Source organism: Mycoplasma procyoni, from assembly GCF_017052595.1.
In the GTDB taxonomy this organism is placed as follows: Bacteria; Bacillota_I; Bacilli_A; order Mycoplasmatales; family Metamycoplasmataceae; genus Mesomycoplasma_A; species Mesomycoplasma_A procyoni.
Genome location: NZ_JAFIDB010000006.1, coordinates 1 through 18,555, shown reverse-complemented (window position 1 = coordinate 18,555; position 18,555 = coordinate 1). Strand labels below are relative to the sequence as shown.

Below are 18,555 nucleotides of genomic sequence, written 5' to 3'. Positions count from 1 at the left end.
GGATTATTCATAATATAACATCCAAATATTTTAAAAAATGTATTATAATTATTTTATGAAAAACAAAAAACCATTGAAGAATTGTTAACAGCAATGAAAGAACATTCTTTCTGTGGTTTTTTATTATTAAAAAATAGAAAAGGAACTTATTTTAAATGACTAAGAATAAAAAATTATTATGAAGTTTAGCAGGTGCTACTACATCAGTAGCAGGATTAGCTACATTTGTATCTTGTGGTCAAACAAAATTTGATCAAAAAGAAGATGGAAAACTAAAGATTGCTAACACATTCGGTGCAACAGGGCCACAAACTAAAGCTCTTAACTCTATAGTAAGTACTTGAAACTCACTAGCTGATGATAAAAAACCAGCAAACTGAATGCCAATTGAATTAGTTTCAATTAACGGTGGATACTCTGGACTAACAGATGATCTTAACCAAAAACTAAAAGCTAAAGCTGCAGATAACCTATACAACCTAGCATTCAACTACCCAACAATCGTAGGGGTTATTGCTAAATACAACATGCAACTAGACTTTAATGGTACAACAGAAGAAGAAAAAGCTGTAGGACTAAGAGATATTGTTACAAAAACATTCTCAGAAAAATTCCTACAAGCAGGTAAAAACATTGCTGGACTTGGAGATAAAGATAAAACAGATTCTCTATGAACAGTTCCATATGCAAAATCTTCTCAATTATTAACAATTGACAAACCAGTTATGGGGTATGTAATTAAAAAAGCTAAAGCAGATGGAATGACAATTAAAGCTGAAGATGCTGAATTCTTTAAACAATTTGAAAAACAAGTTGTAGAAACAAAAGATAAAGATACACAGGCTGTAACAAAAACAGAAAAAGAATGAGATGATGAAGAATTTGTAGCAAAAGTATGAAAAGACTACGCAAGTTTTTCTAAAGAAGATGGCGGATTAAAAGGATATGAACTTTCAAAAGATATCTTTGATTCATATGAAAAACTATTCGACTTTGCAAAAAGAGTTAAAAAATCATTCCCTAAAGCTCCTGAAGGTGAATTAAGTACAAGTGCTAAAAACGTTATTGGTATTGACTCAATAGCAGGTGCACTATATAACATAGCATTCTCTAAAGTAAATGGTGATTATGCAAAATTCTTATTTGGACCAAATGAAAAAAGAACAGCTATTGACTTTAAAACAGCTCTAACAAAAGGAACTGACAAAAACAAACTATTTGAAGAAGTATTCAATGTTATTGCAGATCTAATTAACACAGATACACTATTTATTAAATCAGCATCAGATTACTCTTCAAACAGACTAAAAACACACAGATTACTGTTTGCTATTGCTTCAACATCAGGATACACACACAACTTCTCTAAAAAAGGAACTTCTACTTTCTACTTCCACACAAACGGAAAAGATGAAACAGCAAACGCTCAATACTCAAAAGATATTTATAAAGCATCAGAAGAAGATAAAGCTAAAGGTTTAGAATACGTAATTGTAGATAGAGGGGAAAACATAGAAACAGCAAAATACAAAAATTATCTATACGATATTACTTCAGATAAAGTAGAAGATAAAATTAAAAAAAGCGGTTTCAATTACCCACTTTGACCAGAAATGAAAGCAGCATTAGAAGCTTCTTTTAAATTTGCTACAGCAGATACAAAAACAAAATTAGGAACAATGGCTACAGATTCATCAGTTGGTCAACTATATGAAAAAGATGGAAAACTTCTACCATCATCAAAATTTATTAAAAAAACAGGAAAAACCGGAAGATTTGATGCTACAGTTCACCCTTCACAATATGATTCATACTTTATAGATGCTAAATGAGATACAACAGAAAAAAATAAAGAAGGGGTTTATGTTTTAGTTCAAACAACTAAAGAAACACTTCAAGCAAATGAACTTGGAGCAGTTCCAACACCATTCCATTTAGAAGCACCAAAAACAAATGATGCTAAAAACATTGTTATTGCTCAAGGACCTTCAATTATTGGATTACATGCTAATGCAAAAGAAAACGTAGCTACATTAAGTTTCCTAAAATGATTCGTTGAAAATAAACAAGATTGAGCAATTCCTCAAGATGCAAACGATCCAGATTCTAAAAAAGATGAATACAAAAACATGTCAGCTCTAGAAGTGTTTGGATTAACAAGTGGATACATTGTTGCTACAAATTCAGTTCTTTCAGGAGAACCTTCAACAAAATATGATGCATTTAACAAAATTGCGTTTGATTTATTTAAAAAATCAACACAAAGTGCAGATAAAGATAAATATGCAATTTATGAAGATCCATCAGATTCTAGATCATCAGCCTTTAGAGACGGAATTGATACAGCTCTAATTGACTACAAATCAAGAGCAGAAAAAGATAAAGTTGCTCAAGGTGGAAGACAACCAGAATCATTTGAAAAATTCTTAAAAGAACTTAATATTACACTTGGAGTATCTTTCAAAAGATAATATGAAATTTAAATTAAAAACAACCTTATTACCTTTGGTTGTTTTTCCAATTGCGACAGTATCTCTTTATTCTTGCAATAAATATGAAAAAGCAGAGGAAACAGCCTACGAAATACCTACAGCAGATGGTGTAATTAAATCTAAAGATGCAACAATTGTTAGATGAGTTGATGGCGATACTCCTGTAATACAATTTGATGATCAATCATTCTTTAAAGGAAATAAAAATATAAGAATAGAACTTATTGATACCCCTGAAAAGGGAGTTCCAAAAGATGGTACATATGAAAAAACTGAAGGTTTAGAACATGAATGAGCTGAAAAAGCAACAAAATTCGGAGAAACAACTTTACCTGCAGGTTCTAAAGTTAAATATGTTTATTCAGGTTCAGAACCATCACAAAGTTATGACAGAATTGTCGGTTCTTTATATTATCAAAAACCAAACGATAGTAAATGATACAACTATGGAATAGAAATGATTAGAGCGGGATTAACTCTGCCAAATGTCATTGATAAAGCCTACTTCAAATCAAGCTCTAGAATAGAATTCTATGAAGGCGGAAAAATTTGAAATGCCTTTCATTATGCATGAGCAAATGGTGTAGGATTTTATAAAGGTGTCCCATATGACGAAAAAAGATTAAGCGAAGAAATGGATAAAATTTACGGAAAACGTGGAACTCCAAAATTCCAAGCTTTCTTAAGTTCTACAGAAGAAAACGTACTAGAAATTATTAAATATACAAAAGAATTATTAGCAGAAAAATAGTCATTTAAACAAATTAGAAAGATTTAAAATTATGAATACAAACTCAAAAATGCAAAAAGAAGACTTAAAACGTCTTATTCAAGAAATTAAAAGCAAATCAGATGAAAGACATCGTATAAAGGATACTCTTCCAGCCATTGAAATTAAAGATTTAGTAATTGATTATAGAGAAACTTTAGCTGTTGATAACGCAAACTTTACAATTAAAAAAGGAGAATTAGTTACTTTACTAGGGCCTTCTGGTTGTGGTAAAACTACAACACTAAATGCAATAGCTGGTCTGTTAACACCTACAAGTGGACAAATTATTTTTGGTGGTTTAGATGTTACTAAAGCTACACCACAAGACAGAAAAATCGGTTTAGTTTTCCAAAACTACGCTCTTTATCCACACTTAAATGTTTATGACAACATTGCATTCCCTTTAACTAACGACAAAGCATGAAAAACTAAAGTAACAGAAAAATCAATTCACGCAAATCACATGGCAAATTCAGTTGTATTCAAAGCAAATGGTGCGTCTGATGAAGAACTCAAAGAATACGATCAACATCTATACAACTTCTTTGATGTTTACAAAGAAATCCAATTAAATATTTCTAACCTAAAATCAAATCTATATAAAAATCTTAATGATTTAGTCGCTAAGTACAACTTAGTTCCTTTACATAAACAAAGCGAAATCAAAAAAGAAAGTGTTGCTTCTTTAAAAGCAATTAATGAAGAAAAGAAACAACTAAAAGATACAGCTCAAAAAAGTGAATACCAAGAAAACTTAAGAGCTACTTACAAAGATTACAAACAAAGAATTTCAGAAATCAAAGCTAAATTCAAAAAAGAAAAAGAAGATCTTAAAAAACAAATTCAAGACGAAAAAGCAAGAATTAAAAGCTCAGAAGAACTTAAAGAATTACAAAATTCAGAAAAACAACTAAAAGTTCTTTCTAAATACACAAAACAAGAATACTATGCTTTCCAAAAAAGTTTAGTTGCTAAATACACATTAGATCTTTCTAAACTAACAGACGAGCAAAAAGAACAATACGAAAACTACAAAGCTCAAAACTTAAAACTAAAAGAACACATTGAAAAAAGAGTTCTTGAAGTTGCTGAAAAAGTGGATATTGTTAAAAACCTACACAAAAGACCAACTAAATTATCAGGAGGTCAACAACAAAGGGTTGCCATTGCTCGTGGTATTTCCAGAGAACCAAAAATTATTCTAATGGACGAACCATTATCAAACCTTGATGCTAAATTAAGAGTACAAACAAGACAATGAATTAGAAAAATTCAAAGTGAATTAGGAATTACAACTGTGTTTGTTACTCACGATCAAGAAGAAGCGATGTCAATTTCTGACAAAGTTGTATGTATGTCAGTTGGTAAAATCCAACAAGTTGGTTCACCAACAGAACTATACAACAAACCAGCAAACGAATTCGTTGCTAAATTCCTAGGAATTCCTGAAATGACAATTGTTGATGCTGAAGTTAGAGAACACAGTTTATATTTAAACAATGTGTTATTATCATCATTACACTACAACAAAGAAACAATCAGATTAGGAATTAGACCTGAACATCTAAAAGAAGATGAACACGGAAAATTCAGTGGAAAAATCATTTCTGTAGAATATTTAGGAAAAGAAATCTTCGCTAAATTAGATGTTGAAAATATTGGAGTATTCAATATTTTCCTAAAAAGAAAAGATAAATACGAAATGGGTGAAGAAGTTAAATTTAACATTCCTGTTACAAAAGCACACTTCTTTGACTCAGAAACAAAAGTGAGAGTGGAATTCTAATGAACTTTATCAAAGACAAATTTTGTAGAACAATGAAGTCTATTAAAAGAGGAGTCTTTCAGTTCTTTTTAAAAAAGAAAACTAAGGTACAAAGAAATGAAATTGGTATTTTAGAAAAACCAGAACCTTACTGAAAACCATTTCTATTATTAATTCCTTCAATATTAATAATTATTCTTTTCACACTCTTCCCTTTTATTTATTCTTCAATTCAAGCTGTTTCATATACACCAGATCCTAATGACGTAACCATCAGAGAATTCTCTTTCCAATTCTTTGCTGAAGTATTATCAGATCAGATTTTTGCAGTTGGTGTTAGAAACTCATTAATTTATTCTCTGTTATCATTACCTTTAACATTAGTAATTGCAATAATTGTTTCAAGTGCAATTTCATCACTTTACAGAAAGTGAGCTAAAGGATTTTGACAAACAGTATTCTTTTTACCATATATCACAAGTGCTATTGCTGTTTCTTTAGCATTTGCTTATATGTTTGATCACGAAATCGGTATTATTAACAAAGTATTTGGAATTGACACAAGATGACTAGATTCTGGAGAATATGGATCATACAACGCCATATTCGTTATTACTTCATACGGGGTTTGAAAAAACCTTGCATTCCAAATCTTAATTATTACAACAGCTATGTTAGGAGTTGACAAAACTCTTTACAAAGCAGCTTCAATTGATGGAGCTTCAGGAATTAAACAATTTTTCAGAATTACTCTTCCATCAATTACTAAAACACTAAACTTCCTTGTAACAATTGGTATTTTAGGAGGAATCAAAGTATTCCCAATTGCTCTATTTGACAACCAATTAGCAAAAGCACAATCAAACGGTGGTTCAACAATTATGCTCTACATCTATAAACAAGTAAAAGATGGAGAATATGGACTTGCCGGAGTTGCAACTATTTATCTATTCTTAATTGGTATTGCATTTTCAGTTATTTTAAAACGTGGAATAGCTCTTGTAGTTCTTGTTTCACAAAAGATAGGAGAAAGAAATGTCCTCAAAACAATCAAAAATTCAAAAGTTCGTATCAGATAGTAAACTATCTATTAAAAACTTTGGATCAAATAGCGCACTGAAAATCAAAAACATTAGAGCAAATAAATACCTAAAAAAACGTTCACAAGAAATTTCATCTCAAATCAAAGATACAACACTACTTAAATCATTTTTATCTTTAAGTTGAAAACTAATCGTTTTATTCTTCTTTGGTTTATTAATTATATTCCCTTTCTATTTCATGATTGTCTTTGCATTAGCACCAGACAAACAAGCCAACGAAAGCTTCGGAGAGTTAGTTCTCTATCCAAAAGAAATTCGTTGAGATAACTTTACAAGAGCGCTTCAAGAAGGATATTGACAAGCTCTTGGTTGAACAGCACTAATCACCTTTGTATCTGTTGTCTTAAAATTATTTTTCTCAGCTACATTTGGTTATGCTTTCAGTCTTAAAAAATGAAGATTTAAAAAAGCTTCATGATTAATCTTTTTATCAATCTTGATTCTTCCTGAAGTTGCTTTATTAATTGGTCAATACAGGGTTGTAATCATTCTTGAGTGAACCTCAAAACCAATTCCACTAGCAATTTCATTATTAATGCCATTTGCTGCTTCTGTTTTCTCAGGATTTATGTTCAGAAACGCCTTTGAAGCAATTCCTGATAGAATCAAAGAAGCATCAATGGTGGATGGATGTTCAGGTACTAAATACTTCTTTAAAGTTGCACTACCAATGGTAACACCAACAATTTGAACAGTAGGTATTCTAACAGCGTTTGCTGCTTGAAATTCACTACTATGACCACTATTATTATTAGGAAAAGACTCTCCAGTTGTATTAATTAACATTTACTTACTTGACATTGGTGTTAACCCAGACGAAAACTCACCAATCAAAGTGTTTAAAAACGTTAAAATGGCAGGAGCAATTCTTGCTATTCTACCAATGTTTATTGCATACTTCTTATTTAGAAAAAGAATTCTTAATGCTATTTCTAGACAAGGATCAACAATTAAAGGATAAAAATGAAAAAACTAATTGCCAAAATCAAAAAGAAATCATTATCCATTACTCAAATCTTCCTAGTAAGCTTCACAACTTTACTTGGAATAGCATTTGTTGGTTTATCTATTTATGCAATAGCAAACGTATTAATCACAATTTTCGACGGTAAGTTCCTATAGTCACAAGCACAAAGCAAAACAAAAATCGCCTCGAGCGATTTTTTTTATTACATTAAGCTTGTGGTTGGTCTACTGAATTTGAGTCGCCTTCTGAACTTTGGTTGTTTGTTTCAGAACCACCATTATTAACTGTTGTATTTTCTACATTTGAATTAGGTGTGTTGTTTTCTGAGTTTTCTGCAGTATCTTTTGTTGCATCTTTATTTTCTTCAGTTACTGTATTAGTTTCAGTTCCTGATTTATTTTCTTCAGTTCCAGTTGTTTCTGGAGCTTTTTTATCATAAGAAAGTTCTTGGATAGCTTCTACACCATTTTTATCTTTAACAAACACTTTTAAAGTTTTTGTTTGATCATCATATTGAGCTTTAAGGAATAGTTGTCCTTCTTTTGGTGGAAATTTAGCACTTAATTTAGCTGTATGATCTAAATTTTCAATTTTAATTTCAGGATTTAAAGTAAATAATCTATTGTTATCATCTGTATTTTTACCTTTAATACCGAACATTGCAGCTCTTCTATATCATTGTAGTTGTAATCCGTATTTAAATCCTTCTTCTTTAAATACTAAAAACTTATCTTCTCATCCTTCAACAGGAACAAGGAAGTTTTTAAGTTGATCTATTGTGTAATTAAAGGTTTTTTCTTTATCTTTGCTTGGATCTGCGACTTTGTTTTCTCCATCACCTGTTTGGTTTTTAGTGTCGGTTGTATCTGTACCACCTGTTGTAGAACCACCAGTTGTAGAACCACCTGGTTGGTCTTTGTTGTCCCCACTATTAGCATTTGCTTCTTGTTTTTGACAAGATGCAAATGCTAATGTTGTAAGAATAGATGTACTAGATAATCCTAGTAATAAGTTTTTGATTGCTTTTTTAGTCATCAATCATGCCTCCTTAAAAATTTTGTGTTTTAACATTATAATAAATAATTCTTAATTTCAAAATTTTTATTAATTAAATTTTTTAGTAAATAAATACGGATTTATTTCCTAAATTAGATTCTATTAATTAATAATTAGCACCTAAATACTATAAATTATTAATTAATAGTAGTTGATGATGCAAAATTACAAATAATAGATGTAAAAATAGTAATTTTATAGTTGTTTTTTATAGTATATAACAAGAAAATTACACCAATGTCTTCTCTCTCTCTCTCTCTCTCAATCTATATAATTCATTTATATTATAAAAATTTAAAAAGGAGTATTTATGAAAAGAAAACTAATTAAATATTTATCAATTGGAACAATTAGCACTATGTCTTTATTGAGTGTTGTTTCATGTGATGAAGAAAACTTTAAAAAGTTTTTAAAAGGTGGAAAGGAAGAAAAAAGTGAAGAAGAAAAGAAAAAAGAGGAAGAAAAAAAATTATATTCATCAAATAAATGATTAATAGAGAATTTTGTGTTTCAAACAGTGGAAAACCCAGAAAAATATTATAGTGTAGATTGATCACTTGATGCACAGCAGGACACAATCAGTTTGTTCCCTCCTGAAGATATAAAAGAATCTACAATAGATTTTAGTTACAATAAAAATAAATTTCAAAGTTATATAAAAGATGGAATTCTTGATTTGTCTTCTACAAACATAGAAAAAATAAATATTAATTTTATGTATTCTATTTTAAAGCTTATTGGAAACGAAAAGACTCTCTTAAATGAAATTAAAGAAGTGAAATTTCCTAATAAATTAAAAATAATTGCCGCAGACTTCGCAAAACATTTAAAAAATTTAACATCTATAGTTATCCCTGATTCTGTAAAGTATATTGGGGAAAATGCATTCGCCAACAATAAATTAACATCAGTATCTATAGGAAATTCAGTAGAAGAAATTGCTAAAAATGCATTTAAAAACAATATGATATCAGCGCTCACAATTTCAAATTCAGTAAAAGAAATAAAATCGAGTGCATTTGAAAATAATTCACTAACTTCAATTTCAATTCCCGATTCGGTTAAATTAATAGATTCGTTTGCATTTAAAAATAACAAATTAACATCAGTATCTATAGGAAATTCCGTAACTTTAATATCAAGTGGAGCATTTGAAACAAATAGTATAAATTCAATTGTAATTCCTGATTCTGTTAAAACAATAGGAAATAGTGCTTTTAAAAATAATAAATTAGTATCTGTAACATTAGGTAGTGGATTAGGCAAAGGAGCAGAATACATTGAGATTAGAGAATTTGATAGATTTGGTACACACAACGATTATAACTATGAAAAAAATAACTCAGCTATTCAGGATAGTGCATTTGAAAACAATTTATTAACATCCGTAATTATTCCTAATTCTGTAAAAGTTATTGGAGAAAAGGCTTTTAAAAACAATATGATATCATCACTAACAATTTCAAATTCGGTAAAAGAAATAAGATCAAATGCCTTTGAAAATAATTTTTTAAATACTATTGATATTCCCGATTCTGTTAAATACATCGATACAGAAGCGTTTCAAAATAATAAAATAACTTCAATTGTTTTTCCAAATTCTTTAATTTATATTAAAAATAAAGCCTTTAAAAATAATGAATTAACCTCAGTTTCTATTCCAGATTCTGTAAAAAAAATAGATGAAAATGCTTTCTCAAATAACAAACTAACAACAGTAGAAATTCATAAAAATACAGTAAATACTAATAATAGAGCTTTTGACTCCACAGTAAAAGTATTAAGAAGAGGTTAACGAATAATAAATTTGAATAAAATAACTCATTAAAAATATTGAGTTATTTTTATTATTTATAAATGTTTATTTTTTATAAACAAAAATCGATTTTTTCACCCTTTCTCCTTTTAAATTCTTTATTTTCATATAGAATATAAAGGATTTTAAAGAAAGGGGTAATGCATGAATTATAGAATAGCTGGTTTTTGAAAAAGACTAGCAGCAGACCTAGTTACTTCATTATTAACTGTTGTAACTTTAGGTGTTTACAGTGTATTTAATCTAATTGCTTACATTCAAGGTAAACCTAATTTTGCCATGAAAGCAATGAGATTAAGTTATAGTCATGGTTCAGGTAGAATGTTAAAACTTTTTGCATGTAGAGTTGTATGAAACATATTTATCATTACAATATTCATTGATATTGTAATGATCATCATGAAAAAAGGAACGTTCCCTGAAATATGATCACAAAACTTCGTTATTGAAGAAATGGAATAACAAAACAAATTTCAATTAATCCAACACTACAGGAAACTGTGGTGTTTTTTGTTTGTTTTAAGAGGTATAAACTCCAAATTCCTTTATACCTATATCAAGATTTTTAACCAAAAGACCCCCCAATATACTAAATGATATAATGTAGTCTAAATTGAAGAAAGGAGTTATTTATTATGGAATTTAGAATCGCTGGTTTTTGAAGAAGATTTGCTGCTGGATGACTAACAGGATTATTATCTGCTGTTACATGTGGAATCTACGCTATCTTCTCATTAATCGCTTATATTCAAGGGAAACCAAACTTAGGAATGAGAGCTATGGGATTAACTTATAGCTATGGATCAGGAAGAATGTTTAGATTATGAATCTTCTCATTTTTATGAAACATGTTAATTATTACATGATTTATTAACCTTATCATGATCGTTATGAAAAAAGGAACATTCCCTGAAATCTGATCACAAAACTACATCATCAGACAAGACTAAAAATAAATAACTAAAAAAGAACCTTTTGCTTAAGGTTCTTTTTGATTCATTTTTTGTTTGTGATTGAGTGAGTCCTAGTTTAGATTTCTTTCGTATTCAGCTTGAGCTCTTTGTTGGATAACTTCTAGATCACTAATAATATTTCTTTTGAATACTAGTTTTTCTAAGTAGAAGTTTGCTATTGGGAAAGAAATACAGAAAACAAGACTTAGAATTCATAGTGTTAGAGGTAGATATGAATGAATTGTTTTTGAAGGAACTCCAGCATCATAGAATAATCCTCATGTAGTACTGAAATTAGGATTAATTAGATCTTGAATTATAGCTACAAAGTAAGCTACTTCAACAACAGCTATACTTACAACACTAATTCCTGCTGCTACATAGAAAACTCATTTGTTTAATTTTTTAGTTTCTGTGTTTTTGTGTCTGTTTAGTGCATAAGAACCAATAACAAAGGCATATACACCAAAGAATAGAACTGTAGGGAAGTTAGTTGCTCCATCCAGTAGTGAATCGTGGTTTAGAACTGATGAAGGAACTAAGAATAATAATCCTCAAAATACAAAGAAGATTGCTGAATAAATGTATTCTACAATACTTGATTTAAATCTCTTTTTAAGAGCATTTGAACCAAAGAAAACGTCTGTTTCAATTGCGTTGTGTAATTCTTGTGCAAAGGCTGCAGAAATACCATTAACAACTCCCATCGCAGAAATCATTATAAAGAATGTAACAATTGGAACAATGTATTTTGCAGATTCTTTTGGTAAAGAATCTAGTAATAGACTTCATACAAAACCTTGGTTATGTAATATAGAAGAAACAGCAATTAGTGAATATAACACAACTACTGCAACCATTCCTATTAAGATAACTCAGAATAGATTTTTTCTTGGGTTTTTGATTTTATTTCCTAAACTACCTGTTACTAAAAAGGCATCATAAGCAAATAAAACAGATGGAAGAGCAACAATAATACCTTTAATAGTGAAACCATTTGGAGAAACAATAAAGGCATTTGTCCCTTGATTATTATGTGTTCCAACTGCAATAATTCCTGCAAAAATTGCAACAATTAAAGGAAGGAATTTAATTACACTAACAACTGTTTGTAATCATGCAACAGCTTTAATAGAAATGTGGTTTAGTACTAAGAAAAATATACTAAATAAAATTCCTACTAAAATAATTGCATATAAAGGGATTTCGCTAAATTCTAGCAATTTTACTTGTGCTAAAAAGAAGAATAGAATTTCTGCAAAGAAAGAGCCTAATACAGTAAATAATAGACCTCAATAGAATAGTGTATAAGTAACAGAAATAGCATAACCTGCTGCTGATCCTGTTGTTTTGTAAGTTCAGTGACTTAGTCCAGATAACTTACCTGGTTTAAACGTCCCGATTTCTGAAAAGTTAATAGCTGCTGCAACTGAAATAATTCCACCAGCTACTCATGCTAATAATCATGAAAGACCGTCTCCGCCTGTTGCTTTTGAAATCGAAGCATTCTTAAAGAAGATTCCAATTCCAACAACAGAACCGATTAACATCATTAAAGCAAGAAAGAAACCGATTTTTTTAGCTTGATGTTTTGACATTTCGCCTCCTATTTATTTAATATTAAAGTTGTTATATATTATAAATAAAAAACTTTCTTCCTATAAAAGAAAGAAAGCCTTAAATTATTTGTTTAATTAATGCAAAAATTCTTTCTTTTATGACTAAAACTTAACTGTCATGTCAATGGCAGCCATAGTTCAAATCATAAAATGAGAATTTATTCTTTGCATTTGTCTCCTTAAAAAATATATAACTGCACTCATTATAACACAATAATTATTAATTAAGAAAAATTTTTAAATTTTTATTAACAAATAAGAACAATTAAGGAGCTGTATTTATGTTGTTAAAGTATTTTAAGCCTTAATAAAGGGAAACAGTGTGCTTTAAGTGTTATAATTTAATTAATTGAATAATGAATTAAGAGGTGTTTATATGAATATTTTAGAAATAAAAAGAATTGCAAGAGAGATATTAGAAAACAAAAGAGCTGAAAACAGTTTTATTGAATACAAGAAATCAATAACTTTTAAAGACAAGATTCTTAAAACTGTTTGTGCTTTTGGGAATAATTATATGAATAATGAAATGGGTCTATTATTTATTGGTATAGAAGAAATTAATGACAAAGAAACAAAAGAAAAGGCAATTCCAAAAAGACCTATTTTTGGAATTGAAGAATCTAAGCTAGAAACAACAGAGAATGAACTAAAAGCATTACTATCCAATATTTATCCCAAAATTAAATATCATCTTATTAGCGATAAAATGGATGATCAAAATTATATTGTAGTTGCAGTTGAATCAAATCAAGCTGGCCCTTTTGTTACAACAGAAAAAGCTGAAGAAAATAAAGAAATTAAGCTAAAATCAGGAAAATATATTAGAACTTCTTCTGAAACAAGATTAGCTACTTTTACAGAAGAATTCGAGTTACTCAAGAAGTTTGCTAACTTCAATTTTAGTTCAAGCTTAAACGAAACAGCCACATTAAATGATCTTGATTATGAATATATGAAAGAATATTTAGTTAAAATAAACGCTAAACAAGATATTAGAGAAATGTCTAAATTAGAAATGGCTAAAGCATTAGGTTTAATGAGTTCAAATGATGCCACAGAAACAAGAGTTAAAAACTTTGCTGTTTTAATGTTTGCTGAAAATCCTGCTAAATTTATACCTGGAGCTTATGTTCAAGTTATAAGAGAGGTTTCTGAAACTGATGTAATGGAATCTCAAAAATTTGAAGGTCCAATTTGAATTCAACTTAAAAGAGTTATTGATTATTTTAAATATACAATAATGACTTCAAATACAATTAGATTCAGCGACAAAATTGAACATGAAATAATTTATAATTATCCGCTCATGGCGTTTGAAGAATTAATAACAAATGCTATTTTGCATAAAGATTATGAAGTTAATGAATATGTTGGTGTTTATGTTTATAAGGATGAAATATCTTTTGTAAACCATAATAAACCACTTCCTCCTGTTACTATTGAGGATATGAACACAAAAACAAGTTTTGATAACAGAAAATATCTTAATAGAGAAATTAAGGATATGTTTTTTAACTTAAATCTAATTGAATCTTATGGTTCAGGAATAAGAAGAGCAAAACAAGCACTTAAAAACAATAACTCACCAGAACTCGAGTTTTTACCTAAAAATAACACAGACAATTACACTAACGCTAAAATGAAAATTAATAAATTCTTTTTGAAAAATGATAAAAAGGATATAAACAATAAAAACAAAAAAGAAGTTATAACATCTAAAGTTAGTGATAAACAAAAACAAATAATTAAAATGATAAATAAATATCAAAATATATCAGCAAAAGATATGGCTCATAAATTAGATCTAACAATCCATGGCATTAATTATCATTTAAATAAAATGAAAAAAGAAAATATAATTAGATTTGAAGGCTCAAGAAAAATCGGAAGATGAGTAGTAATAAGAGCTAATAATATTTAGATTTAATAACAATATAAAGATAATTCCGAAATAAAAAACATTCTAAAAAGATTATAAAAAACACAATTTTAAATTTAACAAAAACTACTATAAAAACTACTATAAAAAAATAGTAATTTTTGTTCTAAAATAACACTATAATGCTTATTTTAGAAAATTATTTTCTTTTAAAAAAATTAATTTTAAAATTAAAAAACTACTATAAAAACTACTATATAAAAAAGAAGACTCCTTTTCTCGATTTATAGATATTTTCAGAAAGTATTATAATTTAAATATGAATAAAAAAATGATTGAGCACTTAAATCAAAGTAACTTTAATGACTTTATAATTTTTATGATTTTCAGATCAAAGTATTGAAAAAAATTTACAATAGATTGTTCAACTGGTTTGGAGTTTTATAACAAACAACAAAAACTCGAGTTGAGAATTCCAAATGACATAGATATAAATATTAAAAATAAAGATAATGTTGAAAAATTGATTTTAGAAATTTTTTTTGAATATAAACAAAATTTACATATAGAATTTGGTGAAACAAGAGAGCCAGTTAATAATAAAAACACACTAACACAAAAAATAAAGATAACTTTTCAAACAGAAAAAGAAAAACTAAAAGCTGAAATAGATTTAAGTTATGAGCAGAAAAAATTTAAAAAGGTTCAGCTCAGAACAAAACTTTTTGACGAAGATTTAGTTGTACAAATTTATACAATAGAAAAATATTTAGCAAATAAACTTTTAGCTTCTTGAAAGAAAGGAAATAAAACAAAAAAGGAAAAGAGTTTATTTGATATCTGATTCATTTTAAATAACTATCAAATAAACAAAAACACCTTAAATGATAATTTTAATTTAATGAATAACATTGATATAAATATTGACGATGTTTTAAAAAATTTAATTAAAGAAATAAAAGAACAACACCAAAACTATATAAATCTATTTACAGAATTTTTCGAACAACACAAAGTTAATTATGAAGCAGGTGAATTCATCTCTATGTTGTTAGAAAAATTAATTAATTTTTAGAAAAGGAGTACTTTATGAACCTTTATAACTTAAAAGAACCTTTAAAGATTAAAGAAGATTTTCAAAAAATTCACCCTGAATCCTTAAGATATATAAGATCTATGAGATACAATGAGGAAGTAAATCCTTATAACGATATTGACACTACAATTTTTATTTCAGAAAACAGAAATTGTTTATTTTTCATAACAACTCAACCAAAATTTGAAAAATTAGGATACTATGATAATTTTTTAGAAGAAGTTAATAATGTTTATATCTTTTATATTCCATATCTTTATAAAGCTGCTGCGCATCTTGATAAATATGATTGATTCTATATTTATCACATAGTATTAGAAAAAGCAAAAGAGCACCAAATAGAAGACTATTGAAATATGGATCACTATAAGATTTTAAAATCTTATACAAAAGAGGAAATAGAAATTGTAAAAAGAAGATATTCTAATTTTGTTGATAAACTTTCAGAAAAACAATATTTTATTAATTGATTAGAACAAACAGGAAGCGATATTGAAGCAACGCTTAAAAAACACTACAAAGACAAAAAATGATTGTGATAGGTAAATGTTTTGAGTTAAAATTCCGAAATAAAGGGAAAAACAGGTGTTTTAGTTAAAATAATATATTATAAAAAGCAGAGAGAGTTGAAAAATCTGTCTGCTTTTTAATTTTCAAAAACAATTTTCTTTAAATAAAACTAAAAAAGCTGTATTATATTTAGTATGAAAACAAGAAATAGAAAAAGAAAAATTGTAAATACAAGAGCAAGAGAACAAAAGCAAAGAGAAGATGATCAATGAATGATTAATCAAATAATTAAAGAATTAAGAAGAAGATACAATATAACAGATGAAATCATTGATGAAATATATCAAGAGAAATTAGAAGAAATAAATGAAACAAAATTCAAAAATCAAAAAAATAAAGCTTAACAATATTTGTTAAGCTTTTGTTTATTAAATTTATAAAATGAAACATTATTTTGATTGATTAAAATTTCTTTTGCTTTTGCTTATTTATAAGGTTTAACATCTGAAATATTAAACACATTTTTAGAAGAAAAATTTCGAAATAAAGGGAAAAACAGGCATTTTAGGAAAACAAAAACTTAACAGCGAAGTTAAGTTTTTTTGTAATAAAAGTAAAATTATTTATTTTGGAATGGTTCTAACAAACTGAAAATTTCTTTTTTAGAGAGTTCTTTCTTGAATTCTGTTCTTAAATTTTTAGTTATTTTAGCTACTTGTAATACATCTGAACTGAATACAAAATTTTGTTGATTTGAATAAGAAAACTTAAGATCAATTTGTGAAGGTTTTAAGTAGCTAAAAACGATCTTATCATTTTCTTTTTTATTAACTACTAATCTTTCTTTGTAATTATCATTGTCATAAAACTTATTAAATGAACTTTGAAATAATACTAAATCATGTTCTCTTAATTCATCTTCTAATTTTTTATTAGATAGAAATTTGGTTTCAAATTCGTTAATTATGTCTTCTCTAGATAGTTTCTCTTCTTGTTTTCCAGTTGTTACTTCTTCATATCTTTTAAGAATTTGGTTTTCAAAATCTTCTTTTGTTTTTATAATTACAAAATTATCTTTTAGAAATAAATTATTTGTTTCTGTTGTGTTTTTGGAATTTGAAATAAGGAATTTAGCTGAATCGTGAATGATTCCATCCTGTTTTTGAAGTTTATCTAAAAGATTTACAGATTTATTTAAAAATAAATCAAGTGGTTTTAAATCTTTAAATTTAGTTTTTAAGTCTTTGTAAAGTATTTTACTATCTTGAACTGAAGTTGCTTTAACATCGAAGTGTTTTTCTTTAGGAATAACAATTACTGTAAGTGTAGCTGTTTCTGTTTCTATTAGTTTATTTCTTACTGGAAATTCTGAAAAAATAGTTGGTAAAACAAAATTATAAACTAATTTTTCGTCTGTTGACTTATTAAGGTTTTTTACAATGAATCCTTGAGCTTCATAGTCTTTTTCATCATAATTAACAAAAATAGCAATCTTATTGCTTGCAAGAACTTCTGATAAATTCTTATTTTTTAGAAATGACTTTTGGAATTCTTTTTTAGCTTCGTTGACAAAATTATCATTTTTTTGTTCTTCATTAATGAATTTAAATAGAAAGTCATTCTTAAAATCTTCTTCAGTTTCGATGATAAAATCCGAATTATCGTTATTGAATTTTTCATGAGAAATATTATCAAGAATGAAAAAAGGTTGTTTGACAATTTCTTGTTCTTCTTGTTGTAGTTCAAGCAAATTAGCAAATTCTATTGATGATTCTTTTTCTTTTTGAACCGCTTTACTTTGAGGTTGACCACAAGAAAAAGCAATAAAAGGCACTGAACTTAATGTTAAAGCAAAAAGCATTTTTTTCATTTTAGATTTTTTAATTTTCATTTTATCTCCTCTACTATATTTATTTTGTATATAGCAAATAAATTATAAAATCAAAAAAAAAAAAAAAAAAACAACTTAAAAAATCAAAAATGAGAAAAAAACTCAAAATAAAGGGAAAAACAGGCTTTTTTGGAAATTAAAAACTTAACATTGCTGTTAAGTTTTTGTTTGGATTTACTTTTTGTTTTTTTGAGCAAAAGCAGCCATTCTGTTGAATCTTTCGATTCTTCCTGTTGCTTTTGTTTTTGATTTGTCACCTGTATAGAATGAGTGACAACCTGAACAAACATCAACAGAAACTTTAGAAACAGTTGTACCAAAACTAAATTGTGATGAACATGTTGAACATGTTGCTGTTATAGTTTGGTATTCTGGATGAATATCTTTTTTCATAACTTCCTTTCACATGGAATAATTTATATTTCCATATTTTTCTTTTTTGTATTAAAATAATAACATAAAAAATAATTTTTTACTAATTATTAAAGAGGAGATATGCAAGATTATATAGAATACCATGAATTTTGTCGCATAGAATTAGATAGTAATTTTCGAGAACTTGTATCATAATTTATAATGATATTAGGAGGAAAAATGTCATACAAAATTCAAGAAAGAAATAGCTTTAATGAT

Annotated in this window: 16 protein-coding genes; 12 read left to right on the top strand and 4 right to left on the bottom strand. The window is 27.5% G+C overall.

All coding sequences use genetic code 4. The features are described from left to right. Window positions 1-155: 155 nt before the first annotated feature. Genes JV122_RS05045 through JV122_RS02790 form a run of 5 tightly spaced genes read left to right on the top strand, consistent with a single transcriptional unit; the run spans window position 156 to window position 7,093 of the window. The gene (locus JV122_RS05045) at window positions 156-2,471 is read left to right on the top strand and encodes a P68 family surface lipoprotein (protein ID WP_205843000.1); all 2,316 of its coding nucleotides are present in this window, start codon (window positions 156-158) and stop codon (window positions 2,469-2,471) included. Window position 2,472: 1 nt separating this feature from the next. Next, window positions 2,473-3,243, top strand: a complete 771-nt coding sequence (locus tag JV122_RS02805; protein ID WP_205842999.1) for a thermonuclease family protein — start codon at window positions 2,473-2,475, stop codon at window positions 3,241-3,243. A 31-nt stretch (window positions 3,244-3,274) separates the two neighbouring features. Continuing rightward, a complete protein-coding gene (locus JV122_RS02800) occupies window positions 3,275-5,050 on the top strand; it encodes an ABC transporter ATP-binding protein (protein ID WP_205842998.1) in 1,776 nt (591 codons plus the stop codon). A 32-nt stretch (window positions 5,051-5,082) separates the two neighbouring features. Beyond that, entirely contained in the window at window positions 5,083-6,108 is a 1,026-nt protein-coding gene (locus JV122_RS02795; protein WP_240463491.1) for a carbohydrate ABC transporter permease, read from the top strand. Continuing rightward, complete coding sequence (locus JV122_RS02790) at window positions 6,065-7,093, top strand: carbohydrate ABC transporter permease (RefSeq protein ID WP_240463490.1); 1,029 nt, start codon at window positions 6,065-6,067, stop codon at window positions 7,091-7,093. Before JV122_RS02795 ends, JV122_RS02790 begins: the two co-directional genes overlap by 44 nt. Before the next feature lie 213 nt (window positions 7,094-7,306). Here JV122_RS02790 and JV122_RS02785 read toward each other — a convergent pair whose 3' ends face one another. Next, entirely contained in the window at window positions 7,307-8,134 is an 828-nt protein-coding gene (locus JV122_RS02785; RefSeq protein WP_205842997.1) for a hypothetical protein, read from the bottom strand. 331 nt (window positions 8,135-8,465) lie between these two features. On the opposite strand from JV122_RS02785, the gene JV122_RS02780 reads away from it, so the two are divergent. The 3 genes from JV122_RS02780 to JV122_RS02770 all read left to right on the top strand — a co-directional run bounded on the left by JV122_RS02780 (window position 8,466) and on the right by JV122_RS02770 (window position 10,921). Next, window positions 8,466-9,950 (top strand): leucine-rich repeat domain-containing protein, encoded by a 1,485-nt coding sequence (locus tag JV122_RS02780; RefSeq protein WP_205842996.1) that lies wholly within the window; start codon window positions 8,466-8,468, stop codon window positions 9,948-9,950. Between the two features lie 165 nt (window positions 9,951-10,115). Then, the gene (locus tag JV122_RS02775; RefSeq protein ID WP_205842995.1) at window positions 10,116-10,433 is read left to right on the top strand and encodes a hypothetical protein; all 318 of its coding nucleotides are present in this window, start codon (window positions 10,116-10,118) and stop codon (window positions 10,431-10,433) included. Window positions 10,434-10,606: 173 nt separating this feature from the next. Beyond that, window positions 10,607-10,921: a hypothetical protein gene (locus JV122_RS02770; RefSeq protein ID WP_205842994.1), complete on the top strand. Its 315-nt coding sequence runs from the start codon at window positions 10,607-10,609 to the stop codon at window positions 10,919-10,921. Between the two features lie 74 nt (window positions 10,922-10,995). On the opposite strand, the gene JV122_RS02765 is transcribed toward JV122_RS02770, so the two are convergent. Then, window positions 10,996-12,522 carry an APC family permease gene (locus JV122_RS02765; RefSeq protein WP_205842993.1) on the bottom strand — a complete coding sequence of 509 codons (1,527 nt, stop codon included), beginning with the start codon at window positions 12,520-12,522 and terminating at the stop codon, window positions 10,996-10,998. Between the two features lie 397 nt (window positions 12,523-12,919). Here JV122_RS02765 and JV122_RS05040 point away from each other — a divergent pair, with 397 nt between their 5' ends. The 4 genes from JV122_RS05040 to JV122_RS02745 all read left to right on the top strand — a co-directional run bounded on the left by JV122_RS05040 (window position 12,920) and on the right by JV122_RS02745 (window position 16,435). After that, window positions 12,920-14,467, top strand: coding sequence for an RNA-binding domain-containing protein (locus JV122_RS05040; protein WP_205842992.1), 1,548 nt, complete (start codon window positions 12,920-12,922; stop codon window positions 14,465-14,467). Between the two features lie 277 nt (window positions 14,468-14,744). After that, complete coding sequence (locus JV122_RS02755) at window positions 14,745-15,500, top strand: nucleotidyl transferase AbiEii/AbiGii toxin family protein (protein ID WP_205842991.1); 756 nt, start codon at window positions 14,745-14,747, stop codon at window positions 15,498-15,500. 14 nt (window positions 15,501-15,514) lie between these two features. Further along, the gene (locus tag JV122_RS02750) at window positions 15,515-16,063 is read left to right on the top strand and encodes a hypothetical protein (protein ID WP_205842990.1); all 549 of its coding nucleotides are present in this window, start codon (window positions 15,515-15,517) and stop codon (window positions 16,061-16,063) included. Window positions 16,064-16,225: 162 nt separating this feature from the next. Further along, window positions 16,226-16,435: a hypothetical protein gene (locus JV122_RS02745; RefSeq protein ID WP_205842989.1), complete on the top strand. Its 210-nt coding sequence runs from the start codon at window positions 16,226-16,228 to the stop codon at window positions 16,433-16,435. 215 nt (window positions 16,436-16,650) lie between these two features. Here the strand turns inward: JV122_RS02745 and JV122_RS02740 are convergent, their stop codons facing one another. Together JV122_RS02740 and rpmE are read right to left on the bottom strand one after the other, a co-directional pair. After that, window positions 16,651-17,922, bottom strand: coding sequence for a hypothetical protein (locus JV122_RS02740; RefSeq protein ID WP_205842988.1), 1,272 nt, complete (start codon window positions 17,920-17,922; stop codon window positions 16,651-16,653). 174 nt (window positions 17,923-18,096) lie between these two features. Continuing rightward, window positions 18,097-18,315, bottom strand: a complete 219-nt coding sequence (gene rpmE / locus JV122_RS02735; protein ID WP_205842987.1) for a 50S ribosomal protein L31 — start codon at window positions 18,313-18,315, stop codon at window positions 18,097-18,099. Window positions 18,316-18,555 lie beyond the last annotated feature (240 nt).